This is a genomic window from Zobellia sp. 1_MG-2023 (assembly GCF_030549125.1).
In the GTDB taxonomy this organism is placed as follows: domain Bacteria; phylum Bacteroidota; class Bacteroidia; order Flavobacteriales; family Flavobacteriaceae; genus Zobellia; species Zobellia russellii.
On the sequence record NZ_JAUOSY010000002.1, the window covers coordinates 549,976 to 573,169 of the forward strand.

Genomic DNA, 23,194 nt, shown 5'->3' on the forward strand with positions numbered 1-23,194 from the left:
TTTTTAGTTGATTTTTCGTTTTTGGAACCAGAGGTCTTCTAAACTTAAGTTTAAGGTAAGTAGATGAAAGTTTTCTTTTATTAGGATGTTCTGGATCTGACCTTTAGAACCATAGCTATAAGAAAGATTCATCATAGATCTTTGTCCTTGGCCAATTGGTATCCCTATTCCGGCAGTTATGTTATAGCCCTCTACCTTTTTACCATTAATGGAAAGGTACCCGTTGTCATAGTTAAATCCGGTCCGGTAACGAATACGGTCTGTGTATTTGTAACCTGTGGGGTTTTTTACATACTCAAGGCCAATGCCGTAAATGTCCTGATCGGAATAGCTGCCCAAGCTTTCTGTCTGTCCTGTGGCATTCCAGTAATTTTTCTTGTAGTCGGCACTTAGGGTAAAGGAATCCATGATGTTTGTGCTTAACCCTATGCCGAGTTCTAAAGGCATATTAAAATCAGAAGAAGAATCACTTTCTCCATCTTCAACGGTAATTTCCGTGCCATCCAGACTCTTGGTTACGGAGCGTTTAATAGCGCCTTTTAGGCTGGTGGGAAATTGTATCGTACTACCCAATGTGAAATTCTCGGTAACGTCAAACTGCATTCCTAAACCAAACTGAATACCGGAATAGTTGGTGGTTTCCGTAGCGCTAAATGTACTTTGGTTGATGATGAAACTTTCATTCTCCTCTATGTTTCCAAAGAGAACGGATGCATTGGCTCCAAACCTAAGATTGGGCAGAACAGTATATCCTAAATTAAATTTAAGTTCACTTAAGCCTCCAATTCCGTTTACATTACTGATAAAAGTTTCATCGGTTCCTTCAATATTGGTATTTATACCTATCAATGAATATCCCATTTCGCTATATGGTACAAGAGAAATTCCTGCGCCTAGTCCCTCTGCTATTCTAAAGGCAAGTGCAAGGTTAGAAAAGTTAATAGTAGTCTTTGTTTCACTATCCGCTTTATTACTGTACTGGTTATATTCACCTTTTATTCCTATATCATAAAAAAATGAGCCTTGGGGAATTAAAGCAAAATTTGCTGGGTTCAGGTTGTTTATTTGATTGGAGGTCTTAAGGCCTATTCCAGTATATCCCATGCCGTTGGTTCGTCCAATACTGCTCTGGTTTATTGCGCCCAAACCGTATAGGGAGTAGGGGGAACTGGTTAAACCTTCGGATTGTGCCTGTGCCGCATAAAGGGCGAACAAAAATAGGGTGGTAAAAAAGTGAGAATGTTTATTCATCTTCATCATAAATCGCATAAGTAAGTTCAAGTGTGGTACCTGTGGTGTTTATATCTGTGTTGAGTACAAATCGGTCTACTGTAGAATTGTAGTTGCTGGGGAGTAGAATAAGGGCGTCCGATGATTCTAGGTCTACAGAGAGTAAACCTTCCAAATATCCACTTAAGGGCAATTCATAATAGATATCATTAAACTCTTGATCATTTCGGTTTAAAATGGCTAGTGCGGCCGAACCATCCGTAGCGTATAATTGGCCGGAGAGTTCATTGTTTTGATCTACGATAAATACGGATAGGGTATCTCTCAGCATCAATAAGTCATTATAGGAACCAATTATTGGAGCAATTTTAAGGGAAGCATCCAGCAGTGTACCCTGCCCTTGTATATTAAAAACTGATTTTATATGTGGAAATTCTATACGGGTAGCTATGCCTATACCAGATTGTATAAAACTTTGGTATTCAGTTTCAGAACTGTACAGGTTGGTTTCTTGATCCGTTAGTGCGGTTAGATATGAGTTGGGATCTTCAGCGCAAATTTGGTTAAAAAATGGAATAGGAGAGCTGGCGATGTTAAGGCTAAAGTCAGTGTAATATTGGATACGTTCATTTTCTCCAGCTATACTATAGTAAAGCCGCATGTTAGAGGCCAATGAAAAACCTTGGATGGAAGCATTGTTGTTCTCATCCGGTTGAACGGTAATACCATGAAAGTAATTTTTAAATTCATCATAAGTACTAATGTTTTGTTGCTGTAGATTGTCAAAAAGTGCTTGGCCAAAAGTGTTATTGATTTTTATTTCCAGAGAATCGGTAGATAAGGGTCTGGGGGTATAAGTTAGGCTGCCCAAGTTTTCTTGGTCATAGTTTATGACACTCGTATTGTAAAAATTGATACCGTCTGCTGGTTCAAGACTTTCGTTTACTTGTTTTATAAGAAGGGTGCTAGTTTGTAGCGTGTCATTATAGAAATAACCATCTGGTCTTAGTAAAAACGTAATACTGTCATATTCCGCATCGGTATCAATAGAATAACTGCTAGGAACTAATTCCATAAAGCTGGCCGTTTTGACAGTTCCAAAAACAGGGTCGTTATATTTCCCGACTAGCATGCGTGCTGATTGTGACGTATCTATACTATCAAATTTCATGGTTGAAAAGTCTACCGTCATGGTGTCTAGTTGAATCACCCGTATATCGCTATCGGTAAAAGTGTCTCCCGCCTCAAAATCGGAACCGTTAAGGGTGTCCGAACTACAGGAGGTTAAAAGGATAAGGAAAACAAAAACGACCAAGGCATTTTTCATACACATCTATTTTAGGGTAAATGTATCGTGCCCTTTAGCGCTTAAAAACAGCAATAGACCAACCCCAATAGTTATAAGACCAATGCCTGTATTTCTACTATTAAAAAGAAAATCGATTTGGTAGATTAAAATCACCTGTTCATGTGTTAAATAAAGGGCTTCATCTATTTGGGTTTCATGGATGGGGACCGTGCTCTAGTTTTGACGAAAATTAACTGGCTAACAAAACAGAAAGCAAATGAAAGGATTCAAGCACTATATAGGTACCGTAACAATTTTTAGCATCATAACCTGTACACTGGCGAGTTGTTCTAATGATGACGATGATGAATATCTGGGGAATTGGGTAGATAGGTCGGTTTTTGATGGAAGCCCACGTAGTGGAACTGCTAGTTTTACCATAGGTAATATAGGGTATACGGGAGTAGGATATGATGGCGATGATTACCTAACTTCTTTCTGGTCATATGATATGGAGGGAGATTTTTGGTCTCAAAAAGCGGATTTTATTGGTACGGCAAGAAATGCCGCCGTAGGCTTTGAAGTTAACGGAACGGGATACATAGGCTCTGGGTATGACGGTCTAGATGAATTGGCTGACTTTTATGCGTACGATCCAAATTCTAACTCATGGCAGGCTATTGCAACTTTGCCTACATCAGGAAGGCGTAGTGCCGTTGCTTTTGGTGTGAACGGGTTTGGTTATTTCGGAACGGGCTATGACGGAGAAAACGATCGTAAGGATTTTTGGAAATACGACCCTAGTACAGATTCATGGTCCGAATTAGTTGGGTTTGGAGGCGATAAAAGAAGAGCGGCTACCACTTTTACTATTGGCGATAAAGTATACTTGGGTACTGGGGTTTCCAATGGTATTTATCTTGATGATTTTTGGGTATTTGATGCCACTACGGAAACTTGGGACAAAAAACTGGATTTGGATGAAGAAGATGACTATGCCATTACAAGAAGCAATGCCGTAGGCTTTACCCTTAATGGATATGGATATATTGCATGTGGTCTATCTAGCGGCACTTTAGGTTCCGTTTGGGAATATGATCCAAGTACGGATGACTGGGAAGTAAAAACCAGTTTTGAAGGAACCACTAGGCAAGATGGCGTTGTTTTCTCCAACGGAACCAAAGCGGTCGTAGGGCTGGGTAGGACGGGAAGCCTTTATCTAGACGATTTGTATGAGTTTTTTCCTTTTGATGAGTATGAAGAGGAAGATTAGTAGAATTATTTGAGTGAGCTATGGGGCAGTACCACTTTTGGCGCTGTCCCTTTTTTCTAATTACCTACCTATGAAAATAACAAAAATTCACTTTTTATTGGCAATCTTGACTGTTGTCGTTGTGTATATTACGCTCAATTATAGAACAGTAGAAACAAAGGGAGCGGGGCCACGCTTAGAAACAATAGCGGTTGGTAAAGGTTATGGCTATCAAATCTTATACAAAGAGAAAGTTTTGGTCAAACAAGAATTTATTCCCGCCGTTCAAGGAGATAGGATCTTTGTTTCAAAAAAAGAAGCTAAAAGGGTAGGAGATGAGGTTTTAAGGAGAATCATAAAAGGGGAAGCTCCGTTCGTAACTATTTCCCAGCTCAGAGATTTGAACATATCCAATATAGATTGACCAAATGAAGGCAACTAAAAGAAAATACTTCCCACAATGGTTGGTGCATGTCTTCTTATGGTGTGCCCTTTATGGGTTAATAGTCTATCCTTTTTTATTGGAAACAAGGTCCGTGCCACCCCATATCCTAATAAAATTGGTAATGGCCGCAGCCTTGTTTTACTTCAACTATTATTATTTGGTTCCTAGGTTTCTTTTAAAGAATCAGAAGAAGGCATATATAATTATTTCCATCCTGTTATTGTTGGTAATCGCTTACGGGGTTCATCTATTGTTTCCGCCTGAAATACCAAAGAATTTTGGCCCCTTAGCGGAATATATGAAAGAAAACAGAGGGAATAGAATCCCGTTTCGGGGATCCTTTATGCCCTTGGTTACGTTTGCGGTGCCGTATTGTTTTGCTATAATGCTTAGGGTTTATAATGAGTTGCAAAAAAACGAGAACCTTCGTAAAACGGTAGAAAAAGAAAAGGTTCAATCTGAACTTCAATTTTTAAAGACACAATTAAATCCGCATTTTCTATTTAACTCGCTCAATACCATCTATTCACTGTCGGTTAAAAAATCACCCGACACCTCTGAAGCTATTATAAACTTATCGGAATTAATGCGCTACATGATATATGAAGCGGATAAAGATCTTGTGCCTTTAAACAAGGAGATTGAATACATTAAGAGTTATGTGGCATTACAAAGGTTAAGATTGGCCAATAGCGAAAATGTATTCTTAAAAATTTCGGGTGACGATTCAGGAAAGATAATACCGTCTTTATTGTTCATCTCCTTTATTGAAAATGCCTTTAAATACGGCACCGATTACCAAGGTAAAACCATGGTTAAAATAAACCTTTTGATAAAAGAGAGGTCTATACAGTTGTACGTGCTGAACAAAATTGGCAAGCATAGGGTAAAAACTGAAAACAGTGGAGTTGGCCTGCAAAACGTTAAAAACAGGTTGAATTTTCTATATCCAAATTCCCATTTCCTGGAAATAGAAGATGACGGTGTTAATTATGAAGTTAATTTAATTTTAAACCTATAGATTATGAACTGTATATTAATTGACGATGAACCGTTGGCCATAGAGATATTGGTAGACTATTGTATGAAAGTAGGTTTTGTTGAGGTAGTGGGTACATTCACGAATCCACTTGAAGCTATTCCCGCCATAAATGAAAAGAAAGTAGATGTTATTTTCTGTGATATTGAAATGCCACAGATAAACGGTCTTGATTTTATTAGTGCACTGGAAAATCGTCCACTTTTTATATTTACCACTGCATATTCTCAGTACGCAGTAGAAGGTTTTGAGCTTAATGCGGTAGATTATCTGGTAAAACCCATTCCGTATCAAAGGTTTATTAAAGCGGTTTTAAGGGCTAAAGAGCTGTTGTCAAGAAAAGAAGCACCTGCTGCTTTAGTCTCTGCCAATGTGTTCCCGTCCAATGGAGATGGAAATGAAAGTCAAAAGTTCATTTTTGTAAAATCTGAACATGAAAGTGTCAAGATTAATTTAGATGATATACAGTACGTGCAAGGCCTAAAAGATTATCTGAAGATTCATGTAGTAGGAAGTAATAGAGCTATTTTAACCTTGCTCAGTTTTAAGGATATTTTAGAGAAATTACCTCAAAACCAGTTTATAAGAGTACATAAATCCTTTGTGGTAAATGTAAACTTTATCAAGACCATACAACGCAATAGAATTGTTATTGACGATATTCGTATACCTATAGGGGAGAGCCATAAATCCCAGTTTTTCTCAATGTTGGGATTGTAATAAATACGACGAGTTTCGGGCAAAATGGGGTTTTTGGGCTCTTTGGGTCTATGAAAATTCTTTTCGGGACGGAAGCCATGTAACCTAGAGGGTATACCCCAATTCTTCTTTTAATTTAATGGACATTACCTGGGTTCTGTTCCTAAGTTTTTTGGCACTGGTAAGTAAGTTCTGGGTTTGTAAAAGGCGGTCTACTAAACTATTTTGGTATTCTTTACTACGTAACAATGTCTGGTAATCAGAAGTCTCGCCAAAAGATTTTATACGTGTGTATTTTGGGTTGTCCTTAGAAAGCATATCCTTTAGGGCCAAGTGTTTCTCAAGGGTAGGTTGTAACCTGCCCAAAATAATGTCCCTAATTTTTAAATCTATCGATTTTAATTTCTGGATTTCACCGGGATAATTGGTAATCAAACTCTTTAAGGAATCACTTTCAATAAACTCAAATTTAGTAGTGCTTATAACCGAGTTTACGGCACCGTCCAGTAGGTTTATCTGCGAGTAGTTTATATGCACAATGGTGTCCTTTGCGCCCTGGCTAATTTCATCGGAAGAAAGACCTATATAGTTCATTGTGTCTTCCAGTGTTTTTGTGGTGTTGGAATAGCGGTCAATAGAACTGTTCAGGTTTTTTAGGTTGGTGTTTAGCTCGTCGTACAGGCTTTCGTAGATTTTGAGCTCTACAATTCTGTTTTTTCGGATCTCATTTAGATCGTTAATTTTCCAAGCAATTAAAATACCTATGACAATAAGAAAAATTTCCCCAAAGGCATAGACCAAATAGCTTTTGAGTTTGCCCGAACCCAAGAGCTTTTTTCGTATTTTTCTAAAGACTGTCATAGGTGACTATTCTTTTTTTAAGGCTTTGATATCTGTAATCAATTGTGCGATTGAGGCTCGGTTCAACCCATTATAAATGCCTCTAATGTGTTTGTTTTTATCAATGAGCAAGAAGTTCTCTGTGTGTAAAAAGTCATTTATGTCTTTAGGAATACCTAAGTCGTTTTCAACAAAATATTGATTTCTTCCCAAATCATATATTTCCATTTTATCACCGGTAACCAAATGCCACTTGTTGTTAAGGATGCCATTTTTTTGCGCATATGATTTAAGTTGAGGAATAGAATCTATTGTGGGGGTCACCGAATGTGATAACAATAGTACCTCTGGGTCATTTTTAAAAGCAGCCTGTACTTTTTGCATATTTCCTGTCATTTTTAAACAAATACCAGGGCAGGTCGTAAAGAAAAAGTCCGTTACATAAATTTTATCTTCAAATGTGCGAGGGGTAATGGTGTCCCCCATTTGGTCCACAAGGGCGTAGCTGCCAATTTTGTGAAATGCCTTTTCTTCTGGTGAGCCAGGTTCTAGCCAATGGGGCGTAAACGATTTGTCTTCATAGTAGGGAAGATATTCTACTCTACTGGTTCCCGCTTGGTTCTTTTCCTCTTTGCAACCTGTAAAAAGTGTAAGAGCCAAAAGGAGTGTAAGGGTGATATTTTTAGTTTCTAACAACAACTTCATCTTCTAATTGATAACAAGAGTTAGCTCTTCGCATGCCAAAAATCCGTCCATTTTTAGCTTCATAATTAACGTATAGCTTTCCATTTTGCAGCCAAGCTTTTTGTACCCCTTTTTCCTTGCCATTTGAGAGTTTTCTTTCTTTGGCGAGAACGCCATTGGCGTACCACATTTTTTGGGTTCCTTCCAATGCTCCGTCTACATAGGTAGATTCTTCGGCCAGTTTGCCATTTGGCCACCAAACTTTATAATTACCTACAAGACGGTTCTGTTTATAGTAAGATTGTATGCGCAACGTACCATTGGCTTCCCATCTTTTAGCAATGCCTTCTCTTTTGCCATTTAGATACCCCAGTTTCTCACTTAGGTTACCATTTGGGTGATATGCTATGGAATACCCATTAAAGGGTTTGTCTTTATAGTACCACTTGCCTTCATTTGGGTTGAGCGTTAAATGCTTTTTTTGTAGTTCAAAATTATTGATGACAATGGTTTTTTCGGCAACGGGTTCTACTGCCGAGACCTCCTTACAACTAGAAATAAAGAGCATTGACAATAGCATACAACAAAAAAGTGATTTCGCCATAATGTCTAGTATCCTTGGTAAGGTCCTGCAAAGGCTAAATAAGAACCTGTTGTAGAATATACCTCATTAATAATATGGTAGTGGTACTCTTCTTCACCATCGGTATACTGCGTAGTTGACACATGCCCTCCCGAAGCGTCAAGGTCTGTAGGGTATGTCCCCGTGGCATTACACTTTCTTCCGTATAGAAAGACACCGTCTAAAAGTATGCCCACTAACTTATCATCATCATCTGAAAATGCTTTAGGCTCTAGGTGATAGTGGTACACTCCCGGCCCGATGTGAGCGCCGGTCCAATCCAAACTGGCGGCAGCTTGGTCCAATGGTCCGCCACCTTCTTGATCATTAAATATAGAGGAGCCGCTCACGGCAATGCCAATGGTGTTAAAATCAGTCTCTACGGTATTACCGGTCAGGTTTGGCGTAGCCTCTACGCGTATAGTGGTTGCATTGTTGTTGCTTGACATGATGCTGGGCGTCAATGCCACATCCGGTTCTTCTTTGTAGAGGGTGCTACCTTCGCCCCAGTATACGGTTTCGTGATTAGGTAGGCCGGTAGTTTCAATAACCACTTGGGAACCATCTAAATAGATAGTGGTAGCATCGGGATTGAAAGCAGCAAAGGCAGCATGCAGTTCTGTTACGATTTCTTCTTCGGAATCTTCGTTTAGGTCAGAATCCGTTACGCTATCGGAGCTACAGGCAATAAATCCAATAGATATTAATACAGCGGCAAAACCAAATGGGATGATTTTTTTTAGGGCTTTTTTTTTCATAATATTTGTTTAATTAAATTGATTTTTGGCCTTTCTATTGCTTTTTTCCTCTTTTGGGTTTTGGCGCTTTTTTGAGTTCATCTAGAGAAAGGTATCCGTCTTCGTCCGTATCTATTTTTACAAAGTCGTTTTTTAGAGGGCCTTTTACCTCTTTTTCGGAAAGTTTACCGTCCTCATCTGCATCCATCTGTTTTATCAATTCGGTGGCCGATGGTGGCTCTTGACCTCGTTTTTCTTGGGCAGATGAGGTTTGAACTGCGATAAGGGTAAAAGCTGTAGTAGCGATTACTGTGTAAAATGATTTTTTGTTCATTGTATTTATTTTTTAATTATTTCTATTTGTGATGACAAAGGTGGGCAAAGGTTAGATACGGAATGACGGCAATCTGTAGGTGATAGAAGGTTTTCAGTGAATGCCGGTTTACACTCTGTAAACTGTATGTTTTTAGCCGTTTAGAATGGTATTTTTAGGGTTCTGACGAGAAATAATTACTTTAATTTGTAGCATGAAACAAACACATCGTTTTCTTTTTCATGTATTTTTATGGATGGCCATTTGGTTTATGGCTTGGTTGTTACTTAATGAAAATGCGCGGTTTTTAAACAAAAACGTATCTTCCTTTATCATGCAGATCGTGGTTATAGCCGCACTCATTTATCTAACTGCCCCAGCCTTACTTTTCAAGAAAAAGTATGTTCTTTTTGGAGTAGTTTCCTTTGTTTTATTGATTAGTTGTTCGTTTCTGATTTCTGAAAATTTAATGTCTCCTGAGAATAGTATGAGGCCCCCGCCGGGAGCGCGTAGAGGTGGCCCGCCAATGGCTCCTCCTCAAATTTTAATTCAGTTCTTAATACTTTCCATTGCCTACGTGTTGGCCACATTTGTGGAAACTTTTTTGTTCGCCCAAAAGAAAGAAGAGGAGACCATTAGAAACAAAAATGAAAACCTTCAGATGGAATTGAAGTTTTTAAAGTCTCAGATTAACCCCCATTTTTTGTTCAATTCGCTTAATAATATTTATGCCCTTTCGGTAATTGATTCTGGCCGTACACAAGAGAGTATAGGAACTTTGTCCAATATGCTTAGGTACGTATTGTATGAGTGCGAACAGCCTATGGTTTCCGTTAAAAAGGAGATTGCTTATATTAGTAATTATCTGGATTTATTCCGTTTAAAGAGCAGTAAACCCTTTCCGATAAAAACCGATTTTCAATTGTCCAATTCCAACGCGATTATAGCGCCAATGCTATTTATACCCTTTGTTGAAAATGCCCTGAAGCACGGAAATGTAGACCATGCAGCAGATGGATATTTGAAAATAAAAGTACGTTCGGATAACCAAAAGATAGATTTTTATGTGTCCAATAGTATTTCGGAAACGCCCGCTCAAAAAGACGCCGTTGGTGGTATAGGATTGGAGAATGTTAAAAAACGATTGGAAATTCTTTATCCGCATAAACACAAATTAAATATTGAACAGACTCCTAAAAGTTATACCGTAAATCTTAGCATCAATTTAGATGGAACCCATTAAATGTATTGTAGTAGACGATGAAGAACTGGCGCGAGGCCTATTAAAAGCCTATATAGAACGGTTGGATTTTTTAAAGCTCGTGGCCGAAGTTGCCAACCCTTTGGAAGCCCTGAACATTATGAAAAGTGAGCGGGTAGACTTACTTTTTCTAGATATTCAGATGCCAGAAATAAAAGGTACGGATTTGGCTAAGCTGGTCCCGGATTATACACAGGTCATATTTACCACGGCCTATTCCGAATACGCTTTGGAGGGGTTTGAGCTTAGTGCACTGGATTACTTGTTGAAACCCATTAGTTTTGAACGTTTTTTATCGGCAGTAAATAAAGCAAAACCTAATAAAGAAGTACATGCTAAAGACAAGGACTCTGCGGATAGTATTACCATTAAGTCGGGTTATGACCTTCACAAGCTTAAGTATGATGACATTCTCTATATTGAAAGTGATAGCGAGTACGTTAATTTTTATTTGGGCGATAAAAAGTTCATGAGCTTGCAGTCGCTAAAGAAATTGATTGAACTATTGCCTACAGACCAATTTATGCGGGTACACCGTTCTTTTATTGTAAATCGTAAAAAAGTAACCTCTTTAAAAGGGCGTGATATTTATATAGGGAATAAAGAGATTCCCGTGAGTGCCCAATATTTTGATGCAGTAAAGGAGGAATTGTTCTAAGCAGCTTTAATTGGTCTGCTGTACGAGTAAAAAAAAAGGACCTAGATATTTCTAGGTCCTTTTTGCATTTTAAGTAGGTATGTTCTAGGTGAAAACAGATAGGCTTTTGGGAAACCTAAATAGTTTTCAAAATATTTTTAGTTCAATCCCTCTTGGGTTGAATTTTGTTCTATTGTTACTTCTGCAACAGCATTATCCGCCTCATGGTTCTTATTGTCATTGTCATAAATGATAATTGCAGTTACAAAGCTTGCAAAATAAAGTAGGCTTTTTAATTTCTTGTTCATAACGTGGGGGTTTTGATTTCTGAAGCTAATTTACGGCGACTATAGACTCAAAAAACCCGATTGTTGCCAAATGAGCTTTTTCTGATGTCAAACTAAAGTATAATGTTGAATACCATTTTTGCTTAACGATGTTTTTTGTCACTTCATCGGAAGTACTGTTTTTACAGCTGTTTTAGGAAGCCTGTTAAATTTGGTTTTGAAGTTTAATCAGGTCTTATTAGACAGGTACAATGATAAAGAGTAGTATGTTAGTCGTGTTTTTGCTTCTTAAACCCAACTTCCCAAACAAAAGCTCCGGCCATATAGACCATGAAAAGGGCAAAAGGTAACGAGGTTACGATCAATAACTTTTGAACTGCCGTAAGTACATCTATATCCGGTTTGGCGTTTCCTAAAAGAAGTAGGGACATGGTGGCCAGTAAAATAAAAACGGCCCAGATAAGTCTGTGTTTTTTGCTGGGGTTCTTTTTCCCATGATCCGTAAACATGCTAAGAACGAAAACTGCAGAATCTACAGAGGTCACCAAAAAACTAATAAGTAAAAAAATGGTAGTAAAATTTAGGAGCGTTGCCATGGGATAGTTTTCAAAGAATACAAAAATGGAGGAAAAGACATCTCCAAATTCATTGTTGTACGTACCCCAAGACGTTATAAGTTCAAAAGCCGAAGTGCCAAAAACCGAAAACCAAAAAAATGTCCCCAAAGACGGAATGATCAGAACGCCCAAAAGTAATTGGCGTAGGGTGCGCCCTTTTGATATACGTGCAATGAAGATGCCTGTAAACGGTGCCCAAGCCAACCAAAAGGCCCAATAATAGAAAGTCCAATCGGTTAGAAAGGTCATTCCGGGGTTATAGTTCCCGTATGCGAGGCTCATAGGGACAAAATCAATAAGGTAGTTAAAGGTAGCCATGGCAAAGGACTTCACTATTCCTAAGACATCACTCATCAAAAAAATGAACAGAAGTAGAACGGTTGTAATCAGAATATTCACTTTTGAAATAATCTTTATGCCTTTATTGACCCCTTGCCAAGCGGAATAGAATGCGATTGCCGAGATGAGAACGGCCAAAAGTAACGTAGTGGTTACACCAAAATTGGTGGTGAAAACATGATTGAGACCACCGTTTATTTGTGTTGTACCCAAACCTATTGCAGCTATGAGTCCAAAAACAGTGGTAATGATGGTCATGATATCAATTCCACTTTTGGCCAAAGGATTGGAAATAGTATCCGCTATGGTAGAGCTTACCCTTACTTTCTTTTTCTTTACGAAGAGTGCATAGCCTACAACCATGGCAAACAGTCCGTAAAAGGCCCAAGCTGTAAACCCCCATTGATAGAAAGTGAATTCCAATGCTAAAATTTCGGGTTGCAAATCAGAAGTGTAGGGCGGGTGCTGTTGCATAAAAACAGGTTCCTGTACGGCACGGAGCAAAATTCCTGAGCCCATTCCTGCACTGTAGAGCATAGCCGTCCAAGCCCAAAGGGAGTGTTCGGGTTTTGAATTTTTCTTGCCCAATTTAATTTTTCCGAAAGGCGACAAGGCGATTGCCAATAAAAAAAGCACGCATCCCAACCCTAGATAAAGGTAGAAGAACCCAAAATAATTTCTGACCCAGACCGAAGCCGTTTCAATAGCTTCATAGCTGGTTTCCGTGGCAAAGAAAACGACAAGGGTAAACAGGAAAATTATACCGATAGAAACGGAAAGTAAAGGGTTTTTAAGGTGCCGCATGCTCGGTAATTAGGGTTCGGGTTTTTGGTAAACAAGCGTAAAATAAGAACTTTGACCCAAATCCGACTCCAATACTGCTATAAACTCTTCTTTTTTTGTCTGTATAAGAATGGCCGCGGTGTTCGGAGCTACTTCACCTAAATTTTCGGCATGTAGGGTAATCGTATTTTTCCCGGGCTGTAATGTGAGATTGAAAAATTGCTTTTTACGCTTCAATTTTACATGTTGAATAGCAACTGTCCCATTCAAGTAAATGGTAACGATATCATCATCTATTCTGCGGTGGTCGTAAAGTGCCAAGCGCACTCTTTTTTCAAGAACTGTATAAGTCTTTTTACTGTCTATTAAGATGCGGTCCGCAATTTTATCAGGTGGATTCGTATGGGTTACCCCTTCTTTTTTTAGAAGTCCGGTTTTGTCCTTTGGTCGGGAAGGGAGGGCTTTTATGGCAATGCCCGTAACGGTAATGTCTTTGTTAAAATCGATTAATGAAGATTGTTTGCTCTCAATTTTAAGGGCTATGGTTACATGGTCATAAGCTTTGTCAGGACGAATAATAAAAGTGAAATAACCCCGGGAAGTATAGGATGGAGGCGAATGAACAGTTAATTCAGGTTCGGATTGAACAGCATCTACACTATCCAAAACATTCGCATTGATTGTGCCATGGTCCGATGGAAATACGACTATAGGATACGAATAACTTTGGTCTGGCAATTGTCTTCCAAAAATCCAAAACCCAATTTCATATGCTTTACCTAACTGCAAAGGATCTTTGAGCTTTACGGTTACAATAGATTCATAGCCCAAGGGAGCCCTTTGAGGCATCTCCAATTCACTTGAAGCAGAAGCCTGACCGTGAACAAAGTTTAACGTTGCAAGACCCAATAGTAAAATGAATATGTGCAGTTGGTTCATTTTGCTCTGGCAATATTGCGGATCATACCACCAAAGATGAAATAATGAAAAGGTACAATACTGTACCAGTATAATCGTCCTTTGAGACCCCTAGGTCTGAACGTTGCCGTTTGATGCAGTACATTGTTTTCGTCAATTTTAAATTCTAGCCAAGCTTCTCCGGGTAGTTTCATTTCGGCAAAAAGTAATAGGCGTTTTGCTTTTTTATCGGCTAGAAGAACCCGCCAAAAATCCAATGAGTCGCCGGCATAAATTTTATCGGGGTGCGTTCGTCCACGTCTTAATCCCACCCCGCCTGAAAATTTATCGATGATTCCCCTTATTTTCCAAAGCCAGTTTCCATAGTACCAACCGGTTTCTCCACCAATTCTCCAAATGTTGCGCAAGACCTGTTCCGGATTATCTACGTTTATTTTTTTCTCGTCTTTCAGAACGCCATACTTAGGAACTTGAATATACTTTTCTAAGTTCTTTTTAAAGCGGCCGCTTACCATACTATCCTTCCAGCTGCTGACCACCAGGTTTTGTTCTATTTTCTTAAAGGCTAAATCAATCGCTTCTTTATAGGAATGAGGTTTTAAACCTAAAAGCTTTTGTAACCTTTGATCTTTGGCAATAACTTCAATTTTCATACTATCAACAAGATTCAATGCCAATTTGTACGATGTTGAGGTAACAAAATAGAGCCAGTAGCTAGATAGCTTTGGCGTCATTACGGGCACGGTAAAAATATAATTCTTAAAACCGCGTACTTCCGCATACTGCTCCAGCATTTGTTTATAGGTGAGTACGTCCGGACCGGCAATATCAAAAGAATCGTTATAGGTTTTTTCATTACCCATAACACCGGTCAAAAAAGCCAGGATATCCCGGATGGCAATAGGCTGTGTTTTGGTCAATACCCATTTTGGAGTAATCATTACGGGTAATTTTTCGCATAAATCACGAATAATTTCAAACGAAGAACTTCCGGAGCCTACAATAATTCCAGCTCTTAAAACGGTAAGTTCAAAAGAACCTTCATAGAGAATGCGTTCCACATTTTTCCGTGACCAGAGGTGCTTGGATAGATTCTCTTCGTTCACGATACCACTCAAATAAATGACTTGCTTTACTTGGGTTTCACTTAGATAAGCATTAAAATTTTCTGCGGTCTTGGCCTCTAGGGTGTCAAAATCCTGTGTAGACGAACTCATGGAATGAATCAAAAAATAGGCTACATCTATGTCTTTTGGGACCACTCCTTTTTGCATGTCCTTTAAAAAATCTATTTCTAGGACCTGTATCTGAGCCCGCATTTCTTTTTCAATAGAAAATCGGGTTTCATCTCGTACTGTACATACCACCTCATGGCCCAATTCCAATAGTTGGGGCAGCAATCGCATTCCTATATAGCCGTTGGCACCCGTTAAGAGAATTTTCATAAGCTTTTAGGGTGTTTAGAGGTCTCCGATGGAAGTAGGGGCATTATCGGCTTTAAAGTTCTGAATTTTGATAAAAAACTTCTGAATCGCTTTGGTATCGGCTTTTACCTTAATAAAATAATGGTCTCGATATATGGAGTAAATACCAATGTCACCTTTGTATAAAGTGAGTTTGTAAAACGGAATGACCAAAGCAAAGGTCTCTAATAAAGACCTGAAACGAACAATAACACCTTTGGGCCTTAGCTCAATGTTACATTGATCGCGATTGTTATCCAAAATGAGTAAGTTTCTGATTTCAATGCTCGTTTCGGTAATGAACAATCTAGGCGAACCAATACCGCCCATGTTCCAACGTTCCCTTAATGGAAAGGGCTTGCCTACCGCTTCATCTATTTTTTTTGTAACCTGTTTATCGGTATATGATACGTTCAAAAGCATATATGGTCCTATTTACAAATTGGATTGTTGCGCTCAGGGGCTGCATTTCTATAAAGTTAAAGAAAAGCGAGGCCAATACCGCCTGTCTTAGGGTAAAAGCGCAAAAAATGATTAGTTTTGCAGCCTGAAACGAAACATGATATGGGTATTCAAGCAATTTTAGAAACCAAGGTTAAGGAAGCGGTCGCAGCTATTTTTGAAAAAGAACTGCCGTCGGTAGAATTTCAGCCAACACGCAAGGATTTTGAAGGTGATGTTACGGTGGTGGTGTTCCCCATGCTTCGTGTAGTTAAAGGAAATCCAGTTCAGATAGGTGAGCAAATTGGGGCTTACCTGGAAAAAGAGGTTGCTGAAGTTACCGGTTTTAACGTCATAAAAGGTTTTTTGAACCTGGTGATCGGAGATGGTTTTTATCTTAATTTCTTTAATGGAGTAAAAAATGATGCCACATACGGTCATGTACCCCAAGAGGACAATAACGCCATAATGGTAGAGTATTCCTCGCCAAATACCAATAAGCCGTTGCACTTGGGGCATATTAGAAATAATCTCTTAGGATATTCTGTAGCCGAGATTTTAAAGGCCTCCGGGAAAAAAGTTTATAAAACCCAAATTATCAATGACCGTGGAATACATATTTGTAAAAGTATGTTGGCATGGAAGCGTTTTGGAAATGGCGAAACCCCGGAAAGTACTGGGTTAAAGGGTGATAAGCTTGTAGGTAACTATTACGTAGCTTTTGATAAGGCCTATAAGGCCGAAATTGCCGAAATGGTTGCTGATGGAACAGACAAGAAAGTAGCGGAAAAGGAAGCTCCAATTCTATTAGAAGCCCAAGAAATGCTCCAAAAATGGGAGGCTGGTGATGAAGAAGTTGTAGCGCTTTGGAAAGAAATGAACGGCTGGGTCTACAAAGGTTTTGATGTTACTTACAAAAATATTGGGGTAGATTTTGATACGCTGTACTATGAAAGCAATACCTATTTACTAGGTAAGGACGTTGTGGCCGGCGGATTGGAAAAAGGTATTTTCTATAAAAAGGAAGATGGTAGTGTTTGGATAGATTTAACTGATGAAGGTCTTGATGAAAAAATAGTGCTTCGTTCCGATGGTACTGCGGTTTATATGACCCAAGATATAGGTACTGCTATACAAAGGGTTAAGGATTATCCGGATGTGGGTGGTATGGTATACACGGTTGGTAATGAACAGGATTACCATTTTAAAGTGCTGTTTCTGATTCTGAAAAAGCTAGGCTTTTCATGGTCTGAAAACCTACACCATTTAAGTTACGGAATGGTAGATTTACCTAGTGGAAAAATGAAGAGTAGGGAAGGTACCGTTGTGGATGCAGATGATCTAATGAACGATATGACCAGTACGGCCGCTCAAATATCCGAAGAGCTTGGAAAACTGGAGGGGTATTCTGAAGAAGAGAAAAACTCCCTCTATAAATTGATAGGCTTAGGCGCCTTAAAATATTACATTCTAAAAGTAGATCCTAAAAAGACAATTCTGTTTAATCCGGAAGAGTCAGTAGATTTTCAAGGAAATACGGGGCCGTTCATCCAATATACCTACGCACGTATTCAATCTATTTTAAGAAAGGCCAATTTTGATACCGCTGCAGATATAGAAATTACAGCTCTTGGTGGTTTACACCCCAAAGAAAAAGAACTTATTAAACAGTTACAGTTATATCCTGAGACCGTACAATTGGCAGCGGAGAACTATAGCCCGGCACTTATTGCCAATTACACTTACGACTTGGTGAAGGAATTTAACTCCTTCTATCAGCAGGTTTCAATTCTTGGGGAAACGGACGAAAACAAAAAAGTACTTCGTGTGCAGCTATCCCAAAAAGTGAGTGAGGTAATTGCATCTGCCTTTAAACTTTTGGGGATTAATGTTCCTGATCGTATGTAAGCCCAAGCGGCTTTACGCAATTTAAATCCGTTTTTGGAGTTGTAGAGGATATGCTAACAGAGTACAATTTCAAGATTTTGGCGGTAGCATTTCTTTGCATTCAGGCCCTTTATATAGTGTACTATACGTTGGGGATTTATGCGTTAAATCCGTTTGTGAGGACCAAACCTCTTACGGATAAAGAAAAAAGGTTTCTTGCTGATAATTTTGCGGTGTATTCTAAGCTTAGCCCTTCCCTAAAGGCAAAATGTGATAAACGGATTATATGGTTCAGGAGTAGAAAAAAGTTCATTTTCTATGGAAAAGTGGATAAAAAGAAGGAGTTGACGTTACTTTTAAGTGCGTCCGTGGTTCTAATGACTTTGGGTCTTAAGAGCTATAAAATGCGTAGATCACTGTTGCGCATTGTTATTTATCCCTCAAAATATTATTCCCGTATTAATAGAAGGCACCATCTAGGGGAGTACAATCCTCGTTTTAAAACGGTAATTTTTTCTGCGGATACCATTTGGGAAGGATTCCGTATTGCCGATGATAATGTAAACTTGGCCTTGCATGAATTTGCACATGCGCTAAGTTTTGAAATGATTAAGCAGAGCTCATGGGAAGCTCGGAAGTTTAGAGTGGGACTTAAGAAAATAAAAGAACTTTTTCTTAGGGAGGGCTATGCCCAGAAGTTAGTGGATTCCAATTATTTTAGGGATTACGGTATGACCAACCTACAGGAATTCTTCTCTGTTGCCGTTGAAAATTATGCTGAGACACCGCACCTATTTTTAGCTGATTTTCCGGAGTTGTACGGTATTATTCAAAAAATGTTAGGTTTTGATTTTCAGGTGCTTCCTAATGAACCGTTAGGTGGGGTAGCCATGGAAACGTAATAATGTCTTACATAGCCAAGCTAGGTCTAGTGTCCAAATGGTTGGTGTGCCATATTTTAAGCTGATTGGTATGGTCTATGTTCCCTCCGGATAAAATTACCATCACCCTTTTTTTGTTAGGGCTGTTTTTTATCCATTGCACTACGCCTTCCATTGCCATGGCACTTGTAGGCTCAACGTGTAATTTTAATAAATGGGTCAGCCATTGGGTCCAGTAAATTAACTTGGCTTCTGCAACCTCGTACATGCCATCCAAACGTTTTAGGTACTCAAATGTAATGTCTCCTACTGCCATGGTCATTGCACCATCTGCGAGTGTGTCCGGTGTGGCCTGTAATCTCTGAATTTGGTTGGCTCGCAATGATTCTGCTGCATCATTGGCGTTTAAAGGTTCAACACCAAAAACTTTGGTCTTTGGAGATAAGGCATTGGTTGCGATTACGGTACCGGATAAAAGTCCGCCTCCCCCACATGGGGCAAAAACGGCATCTATACCTGAAACCTGCTCAAGTGCCTCACATACGGCCGTTCCTTGCCCGGCTATGACTTGGTTATGGTTATATGGTGGTATCCAATACGTTCCTTCTTCTTTGGAAGCGGAGAGTACACTTTCATCGGCAATGTTTCTATTTTCGCAAAGTGCTACCTTGGCACCGTAGGATTGGGTAGCCTGTATCTTAATTTTTGATGCGTATACGGGCATATAAATAGTAGCGGGAATGTTGAATTGGCGTGCGGCCCAAGCAACCGCTTGCGAATGGTTACCGGAACTATTGGCAATGATGTGTTTTGGTCTTTTATTGTTTTCTACGAGCCAGGCAATTGTATTGCAGGCCCCTCTGGCTTTGAATGCACCTATTTTTTGAAGACATTCCGCTTTAAAATAAATTTCATGCCCGAGCCAATCATTTAATAAAGAGGAGGTGAAAATGGGAGTTTGGAGCACATAATTGTCAATGCGTTTTCTGGCATTTTTAATATCTTCTATTGTAGGCATAAATGGATGGTTTCTAAGAAGTGAAAGAAATAATTAATCCTTTAAAATTAATTATAATAAATGGGGAAGAGCTCTTGAATTCCTATTAAAATCGGACTCTAAAACTAACATTGGGCGTAAGACCTAAGGAAACGTTTTCTACTTTTTCTATCTCATAGTCTTCATTCAGGCGATAGTAACTGTTTAAAATATTCTTTTTGCTAGTAAAATTTAAAACGGAAATACCTGCGGATGCTTTCAATTTTTCTGTAAGGTTGAAATTGTAAATGGCGGAAGCATCGGCGCGTAAATATTCGGGTAGCCGGCTACTATTGGGGTCTTGGTAATTAATTCTGTTAGGAAAAAAAGAAGTGTCCAATGGTTCATCCGGATCTGGCTCCGTATAGGGTTTTCCCGTACGATAGTTTAGTCCAATACCCAACTTAAAGTTCTCCAACGTATAGGTCCCGGCAAAGGTAGCGGCATGTCTTATATCTAGGTTGTTCGGGAAATTGGGGGGTAGAACTTCGGAAAAATTGAAATTGTTGAAATTGTAGGTGTAGCTGGCCCAAACACTATAATTATCGGTCTTTTTGTTGATTAGAAATTCAACACCTTTTACATCGTACTTTCCTATTTCCCCATTAAACTGATTCTGGTTCTGAAAGCCTTGCGTTGAGGTGCTAATGCCATCCACTTCTTTATAAAAGGCCTCAAGTCCCACATAAAAATTTTCATGGTCATAGTTGATACCTATAGAGCCTTGTTTACTCTTGGTAATAGGTAGGTTTTCTCCGTCCGATACTATCCACCGACGTTTTTCTATACCTAGAAAATTTTGCTCCAAATCAATAATCTGGTTGATAGCTTGACTCTTGAATTCGCCCAGCACCTGAACTTTTAAGTGCCTTGTAAAAGCATAGTTAAAACTTAATCTTGGTTCTAGAATATACTCCTTAAAAGTGTCCGGGTTTTCTAAATAGTTCAATCTAAGTCCGCCTCTTGAATAGATTTTTTTATCGGTTGATGTAAAGGTGAGTTCAGAAAAAAGAGCGTGACTCTTAATAACGTTTCGGGCGTTACTCTCAAAAGGTGGTTGTGTTACCGATGTTTCATTGGCAATACCCGTATCTGTAAATTGATAGCCGTTAAGCCAGTTGAAATTATCATTGGGCATAAAATTGGTACTGAGCTTTAAGGCCGTTTCTTCAACTTCATTATTCTGAAAAAGTATCTGCTCCGCATTAGCGGAAATATTCCGGGCGTCTAATTGGTACTGTGTACTGTAGAGGTTGATATACGTAGCGAATTTTTCGGTCCAGTCACTACTTAGGCTTGCTCCAAGAGATAAGTTGGTTTGGTTTAAGGCGCTGTGTATTTCATTGGTATCGGACATGTCACGTTCTGTGTAATCCAATAAATTATTAATGTTTATAAAGCTAAAACGAAACTTGTGCCGGTCATTAATATCATACAAAACCTTACCCGTAAAATCATAGAAATAGAAATTCCCCTCTTGAGTTACTTGACTGTCATCAAAAACGCGAGTAAAGAATTTATCATAGGTAGGGGTGTCAATAAGGTCTGTAAGGGAGCGTCTGGCCGAAAATTGAACAGCAACCTTATCGGTAATGGGTAGGTGCCCGTAAACGTCACCGCCAATAAGATTGAAACCTGCACCTGCAAAAAAAGTGTCTGCAATGGCATCTTTGGTACGCATATCTATAATGCCACTTACGCCATCGCCATATTGACTTCCTGTGCCATTTTTTATTAAGGTTACTTTGTCCGTCAAATAAGGATTAAACGCCGATATCAACCCGAAAAAGTGTCCGGATTGGTACATTTTTATACCATCCCAAAGAATAAGGTTTTGGTCATTGCTTCCCCCGCGTATGTTAATGTTGGACACGGTTTCGTCCGTACTCTCTATGCCGGGCAATGCTTGAACAGTCTGTAAAACATCAGGTTCTATAAGTCCCGGTAGGATGCCAAATTCCTCACTGTTCATTTGAAAGCTTCCATCGGTTTGTTTTACAAGGCCTTTGGTAAGGAATTCATAAACAACCACTTCTTCTAGTTGTTGGTAAAACTGGGCGAGCAAAAGGGTTTTACAAGGTTCTTTTTTAATGAGCTCATCAGCGTTAACAAAAAGGGTTTTATAGCCTAAGTGCTTAATTTGGACAGAGGCACTTCTGGGAACGTTGTGCAATGCAAATGTGCCGGTCTCATCAATAAAAGTGGTAATGTTGGTTCCCAAGACCTTTACACTGGCTCCGTAGAGGGTGTTCATCTTAAAATTATCCAGAACCGTGGCGCAGATAGAAATAAAATTACTTTTGGTAAGGGTGTAATACCGCTCGTTAATTTTTTCTAGCTCAACTTGGGTCTGGGTCTCAATATCATCTAAAATGTTGGGCAATGAAGTTTCTTGCGGGACATAAATTTCAAGGCCAAGTACTTCACTATCCGCATAAGAGAATTTAATATCAAATTCTTGCTCTAGCTGTTGCAAAAAAGTAGAGAGCGCTATTTTTTCACCAGTTTGTGCTATAGTATCGTGTGAGGTTATAAAACACGTAAGACCTAAAATAAAAAGAAGAAGTTTACGGATTTTTATCGCCATAGAAGAGCACTTTGCTGCCCTCAAATTTAAACTTTATTTGCGAGGGTGCGCTTATGCTCTTTAACGCAACATCCACATCCGTATTGTTAAAAGTTCCGGTGAACAATTGTTCTGTGTCTATATCCTTTGTTTCAACCGTAATATTATGCTGTCTTTCAAATTCACTAAGGACATATTTAAGCGGAACACTTTTGAAAGTACTTTCATTATTGATCCAAGACGGATGTTCCGTTTTAGATACCGGTACCTGGGTAATTTTACCATCTATGACCAAAAAGGAATTTCCGGCGGGCAACTTGGTTTCTTTATCGTTAAAAGTAACACTTACCAATCCTTCAAAACAGGTAACTTCAAAAAAGCCCGGTCTGTTTTCTACATTAAATTGAGTTCCTAAAACAGCAACTACGCCATCTTTTGTTTCAACGGTAAAACGCTCGCCCTTGGCCACTTTAAAAAACGCCTCGCCTTTAAGTTCAACATTTCGTTCTTTGCTCCATTTACGTTCACTAAAAGAGAGTTCGGAATCTGCATTTAGTTGTACTTTGGAATTATCGGGAAGGGTAATTTCTTTGTTTTCGGCATATTCGGTAACAATGTTTTCATCTAAAGAGTTGAGATAAAAATACGAACCGAACATAATAACGGCCGCCGCTGCCGCAATACGTAAAAATTTCTTGAAAGGATGCAGCTGTACAACCTTGGTGTCCATTAAAGTACGTTGGTTCTTTAAGGCCATGAGGGCTTCGTTAGCGTCAAAGGCGGGAGCTTCTAGCTGGCCCGAAGCGGCAATAATGCGCTCATAGGAAGCATATTCCGCAGACTTTTTAAACTCTGCGAGCTCGGCCTCGGTGAGGTCATTGTTCAACCATTTTGCTAAGTGATTTTCTTGCATCAATTCTAGCTTTATG

General features: G+C 39.1%; 23 protein-coding genes. 8 read left to right on the forward strand and 15 right to left on the reverse strand.

Annotated features, from left to right (window positions below):
• Positions 1–3 precede the first annotated feature (3 nt).
• On the reverse strand, positions 4–1,260 hold the full coding sequence (locus Q4597_RS06350; RefSeq protein WP_303405274.1) for an OmpP1/FadL family transporter: 1,257 nt from the start codon (positions 1,258–1,260) through the stop codon (positions 4–6).
• Positions 1,244–2,557 carry a DUF4270 family protein gene (locus Q4597_RS06355; protein WP_303405275.1) on the reverse strand — a complete coding sequence of 438 codons (1,314 nt, stop codon included), beginning with the start codon at positions 2,555–2,557 and terminating at the stop codon, positions 1,244–1,246. The genes Q4597_RS06350 and Q4597_RS06355 overlap by 17 nt, the downstream gene beginning before the upstream one ends.
• A 238-nt stretch (positions 2,558–2,795) precedes the next feature.
• Here Q4597_RS06355 and Q4597_RS06360 point away from each other — a divergent pair, with 238 nt between their 5' ends.
• The 4 genes from Q4597_RS06360 to Q4597_RS06375 all read left to right on the forward strand — a co-directional run bounded on the left by Q4597_RS06360 (position 2,796) and on the right by Q4597_RS06375 (position 5,974).
• A complete protein-coding gene (locus Q4597_RS06360) occupies positions 2,796–3,791 on the forward strand; it encodes a kelch repeat-containing protein (protein ID WP_303405277.1) in 996 nt (331 codons plus the stop codon).
• A 70-nt stretch (positions 3,792–3,861) separates the two neighbouring features.
• On the forward strand, positions 3,862–4,194 hold the full coding sequence (locus Q4597_RS06365) for a DUF4907 domain-containing protein (RefSeq protein ID WP_289039010.1): 333 nt from the start codon (positions 3,862–3,864) through the stop codon (positions 4,192–4,194).
• 4 nt (positions 4,195–4,198) lie between these two features.
• Positions 4,199–5,236: a sensor histidine kinase gene (locus tag Q4597_RS06370; RefSeq protein ID WP_303405278.1), complete on the forward strand. Its 1,038-nt coding sequence runs from the start codon at positions 4,199–4,201 to the stop codon at positions 5,234–5,236.
• A 3-nt stretch (positions 5,237–5,239) separates the two neighbouring features.
• Positions 5,240–5,974: a LytTR family DNA-binding domain-containing protein gene (locus Q4597_RS06375; RefSeq protein WP_215438382.1), complete on the forward strand. Its 735-nt coding sequence runs from the start codon at positions 5,240–5,242 to the stop codon at positions 5,972–5,974.
• Positions 5,975–6,058: 84 nt separating this feature from the next.
• Here Q4597_RS06375 and Q4597_RS06380 read toward each other — a convergent pair whose 3' ends face one another.
• Genes Q4597_RS06380 through Q4597_RS06400 form a run of 5 tightly spaced genes read right to left on the reverse strand, consistent with a single transcriptional unit; the run spans position 6,059 to position 9,170 of the window.
• Positions 6,059–6,814: a hypothetical protein gene (locus Q4597_RS06380; RefSeq protein ID WP_303405281.1), complete on the reverse strand. Its 756-nt coding sequence runs from the start codon at positions 6,812–6,814 to the stop codon at positions 6,059–6,061.
• Positions 6,815–6,820: 6 nt separating this feature from the next.
• Positions 6,821–7,498 (reverse strand): SCO family protein, encoded by a 678-nt coding sequence (locus tag Q4597_RS06385; protein ID WP_303405283.1) that lies wholly within the window; start codon positions 7,496–7,498, stop codon positions 6,821–6,823.
• Positions 7,476–8,081 (reverse strand): toxin-antitoxin system YwqK family antitoxin, encoded by a 606-nt coding sequence (locus tag Q4597_RS06390; protein WP_303405285.1) that lies wholly within the window; start codon positions 8,079–8,081, stop codon positions 7,476–7,478. The genes Q4597_RS06385 and Q4597_RS06390 overlap by 23 nt, the downstream gene beginning before the upstream one ends.
• Positions 8,082–8,086: 5 nt before the next feature.
• Positions 8,087–8,857, reverse strand: a complete 771-nt coding sequence (locus tag Q4597_RS06395; RefSeq protein ID WP_303405287.1) for a YHYH protein — start codon at positions 8,855–8,857, stop codon at positions 8,087–8,089.
• A gap of 34 nt (positions 8,858–8,891) precedes the next feature.
• On the reverse strand, positions 8,892–9,170 hold the full coding sequence (locus tag Q4597_RS06400) for an EF-hand domain-containing protein (RefSeq protein ID WP_303405289.1): 279 nt from the start codon (positions 9,168–9,170) through the stop codon (positions 8,892–8,894).
• 193 nt (positions 9,171–9,363) lie between these two features.
• Between Q4597_RS06400 and Q4597_RS06405 the strand changes: the two genes are divergently transcribed.
• Positions 9,364–10,392, forward strand: a complete 1,029-nt coding sequence (locus Q4597_RS06405) for a sensor histidine kinase (RefSeq protein ID WP_303405291.1) — start codon at positions 9,364–9,366, stop codon at positions 10,390–10,392.
• Positions 10,379–11,068, forward strand: coding sequence for a LytTR family DNA-binding domain-containing protein (locus Q4597_RS06410; protein ID WP_303405293.1), 690 nt, complete (start codon positions 10,379–10,381; stop codon positions 11,066–11,068). The genes Q4597_RS06405 and Q4597_RS06410 overlap by 14 nt, the downstream gene beginning before the upstream one ends.
• A gap of 137 nt (positions 11,069–11,205) precedes the next feature.
• Here Q4597_RS06410 and Q4597_RS06415 read toward each other — a convergent pair whose 3' ends face one another.
• From Q4597_RS06415 to Q4597_RS06435, 5 genes are all read right to left on the reverse strand, one after another.
• Complete coding sequence (locus Q4597_RS06415) at positions 11,206–11,355, reverse strand: hypothetical protein (RefSeq protein ID WP_289061648.1); 150 nt, start codon at positions 11,353–11,355, stop codon at positions 11,206–11,208.
• Between the two features lie 248 nt (positions 11,356–11,603).
• Complete coding sequence (locus tag Q4597_RS06420) at positions 11,604–13,094, reverse strand: BCCT family transporter (RefSeq protein ID WP_303405297.1); 1,491 nt, start codon at positions 13,092–13,094, stop codon at positions 11,604–11,606.
• Positions 13,095–13,103: 9 nt separating this feature from the next.
• Positions 13,104–14,012, reverse strand: coding sequence for a hypothetical protein (locus Q4597_RS06425; protein ID WP_303405299.1), 909 nt, complete (start codon positions 14,010–14,012; stop codon positions 13,104–13,106).
• Positions 14,009–15,436: an SDR family oxidoreductase gene (locus Q4597_RS06430; protein ID WP_303405301.1), complete on the reverse strand. Its 1,428-nt coding sequence runs from the start codon at positions 15,434–15,436 to the stop codon at positions 14,009–14,011. The genes Q4597_RS06425 and Q4597_RS06430 overlap by 4 nt, the downstream gene beginning before the upstream one ends.
• A 15-nt stretch (positions 15,437–15,451) precedes the next feature.
• A complete protein-coding gene (locus Q4597_RS06435) occupies positions 15,452–15,877 on the reverse strand; it encodes a hypothetical protein (protein WP_303405303.1) in 426 nt (141 codons plus the stop codon).
• 141 nt (positions 15,878–16,018) lie between these two features.
• Here Q4597_RS06435 and argS point away from each other — a divergent pair, with 141 nt between their 5' ends.
• Together argS and Q4597_RS06445 are read left to right on the forward strand one after the other, a co-directional pair.
• Entirely contained in the window at positions 16,019–17,803 is a 1,785-nt protein-coding gene (gene argS / locus Q4597_RS06440; protein WP_303405304.1) for an arginine--tRNA ligase, read from the forward strand.
• A gap of 77 nt (positions 17,804–17,880) precedes the next feature.
• Positions 17,881–18,684 carry a zinc-dependent peptidase gene (locus tag Q4597_RS06445; RefSeq protein WP_303405306.1) on the forward strand — a complete coding sequence of 268 codons (804 nt, stop codon included), beginning with the start codon at positions 17,881–17,883 and terminating at the stop codon, positions 18,682–18,684.
• 7 nt (positions 18,685–18,691) lie between these two features.
• Here Q4597_RS06445 and Q4597_RS06450 read toward each other — a convergent pair whose 3' ends face one another.
• The 3 genes from Q4597_RS06450 to Q4597_RS06460 all read right to left on the reverse strand — a co-directional run bounded on the left by Q4597_RS06450 (position 18,692) and on the right by Q4597_RS06460 (position 23,178).
• Entirely contained in the window at positions 18,692–19,681 is a 990-nt protein-coding gene (locus tag Q4597_RS06450) for a serine/threonine dehydratase (protein ID WP_303405308.1), read from the reverse strand.
• Positions 19,682–19,766: 85 nt separating this feature from the next.
• Positions 19,767–22,286 carry a TonB-dependent receptor plug domain-containing protein gene (locus Q4597_RS06455; protein ID WP_303405310.1) on the reverse strand — a complete coding sequence of 840 codons (2,520 nt, stop codon included), beginning with the start codon at positions 22,284–22,286 and terminating at the stop codon, positions 19,767–19,769.
• Complete coding sequence (locus tag Q4597_RS06460) at positions 22,267–23,178, reverse strand: FecR family protein (protein ID WP_303405311.1); 912 nt, start codon at positions 23,176–23,178, stop codon at positions 22,267–22,269. The genes Q4597_RS06455 and Q4597_RS06460 overlap by 20 nt, the downstream gene beginning before the upstream one ends.
• Positions 23,179–23,194 lie beyond the last annotated feature (16 nt).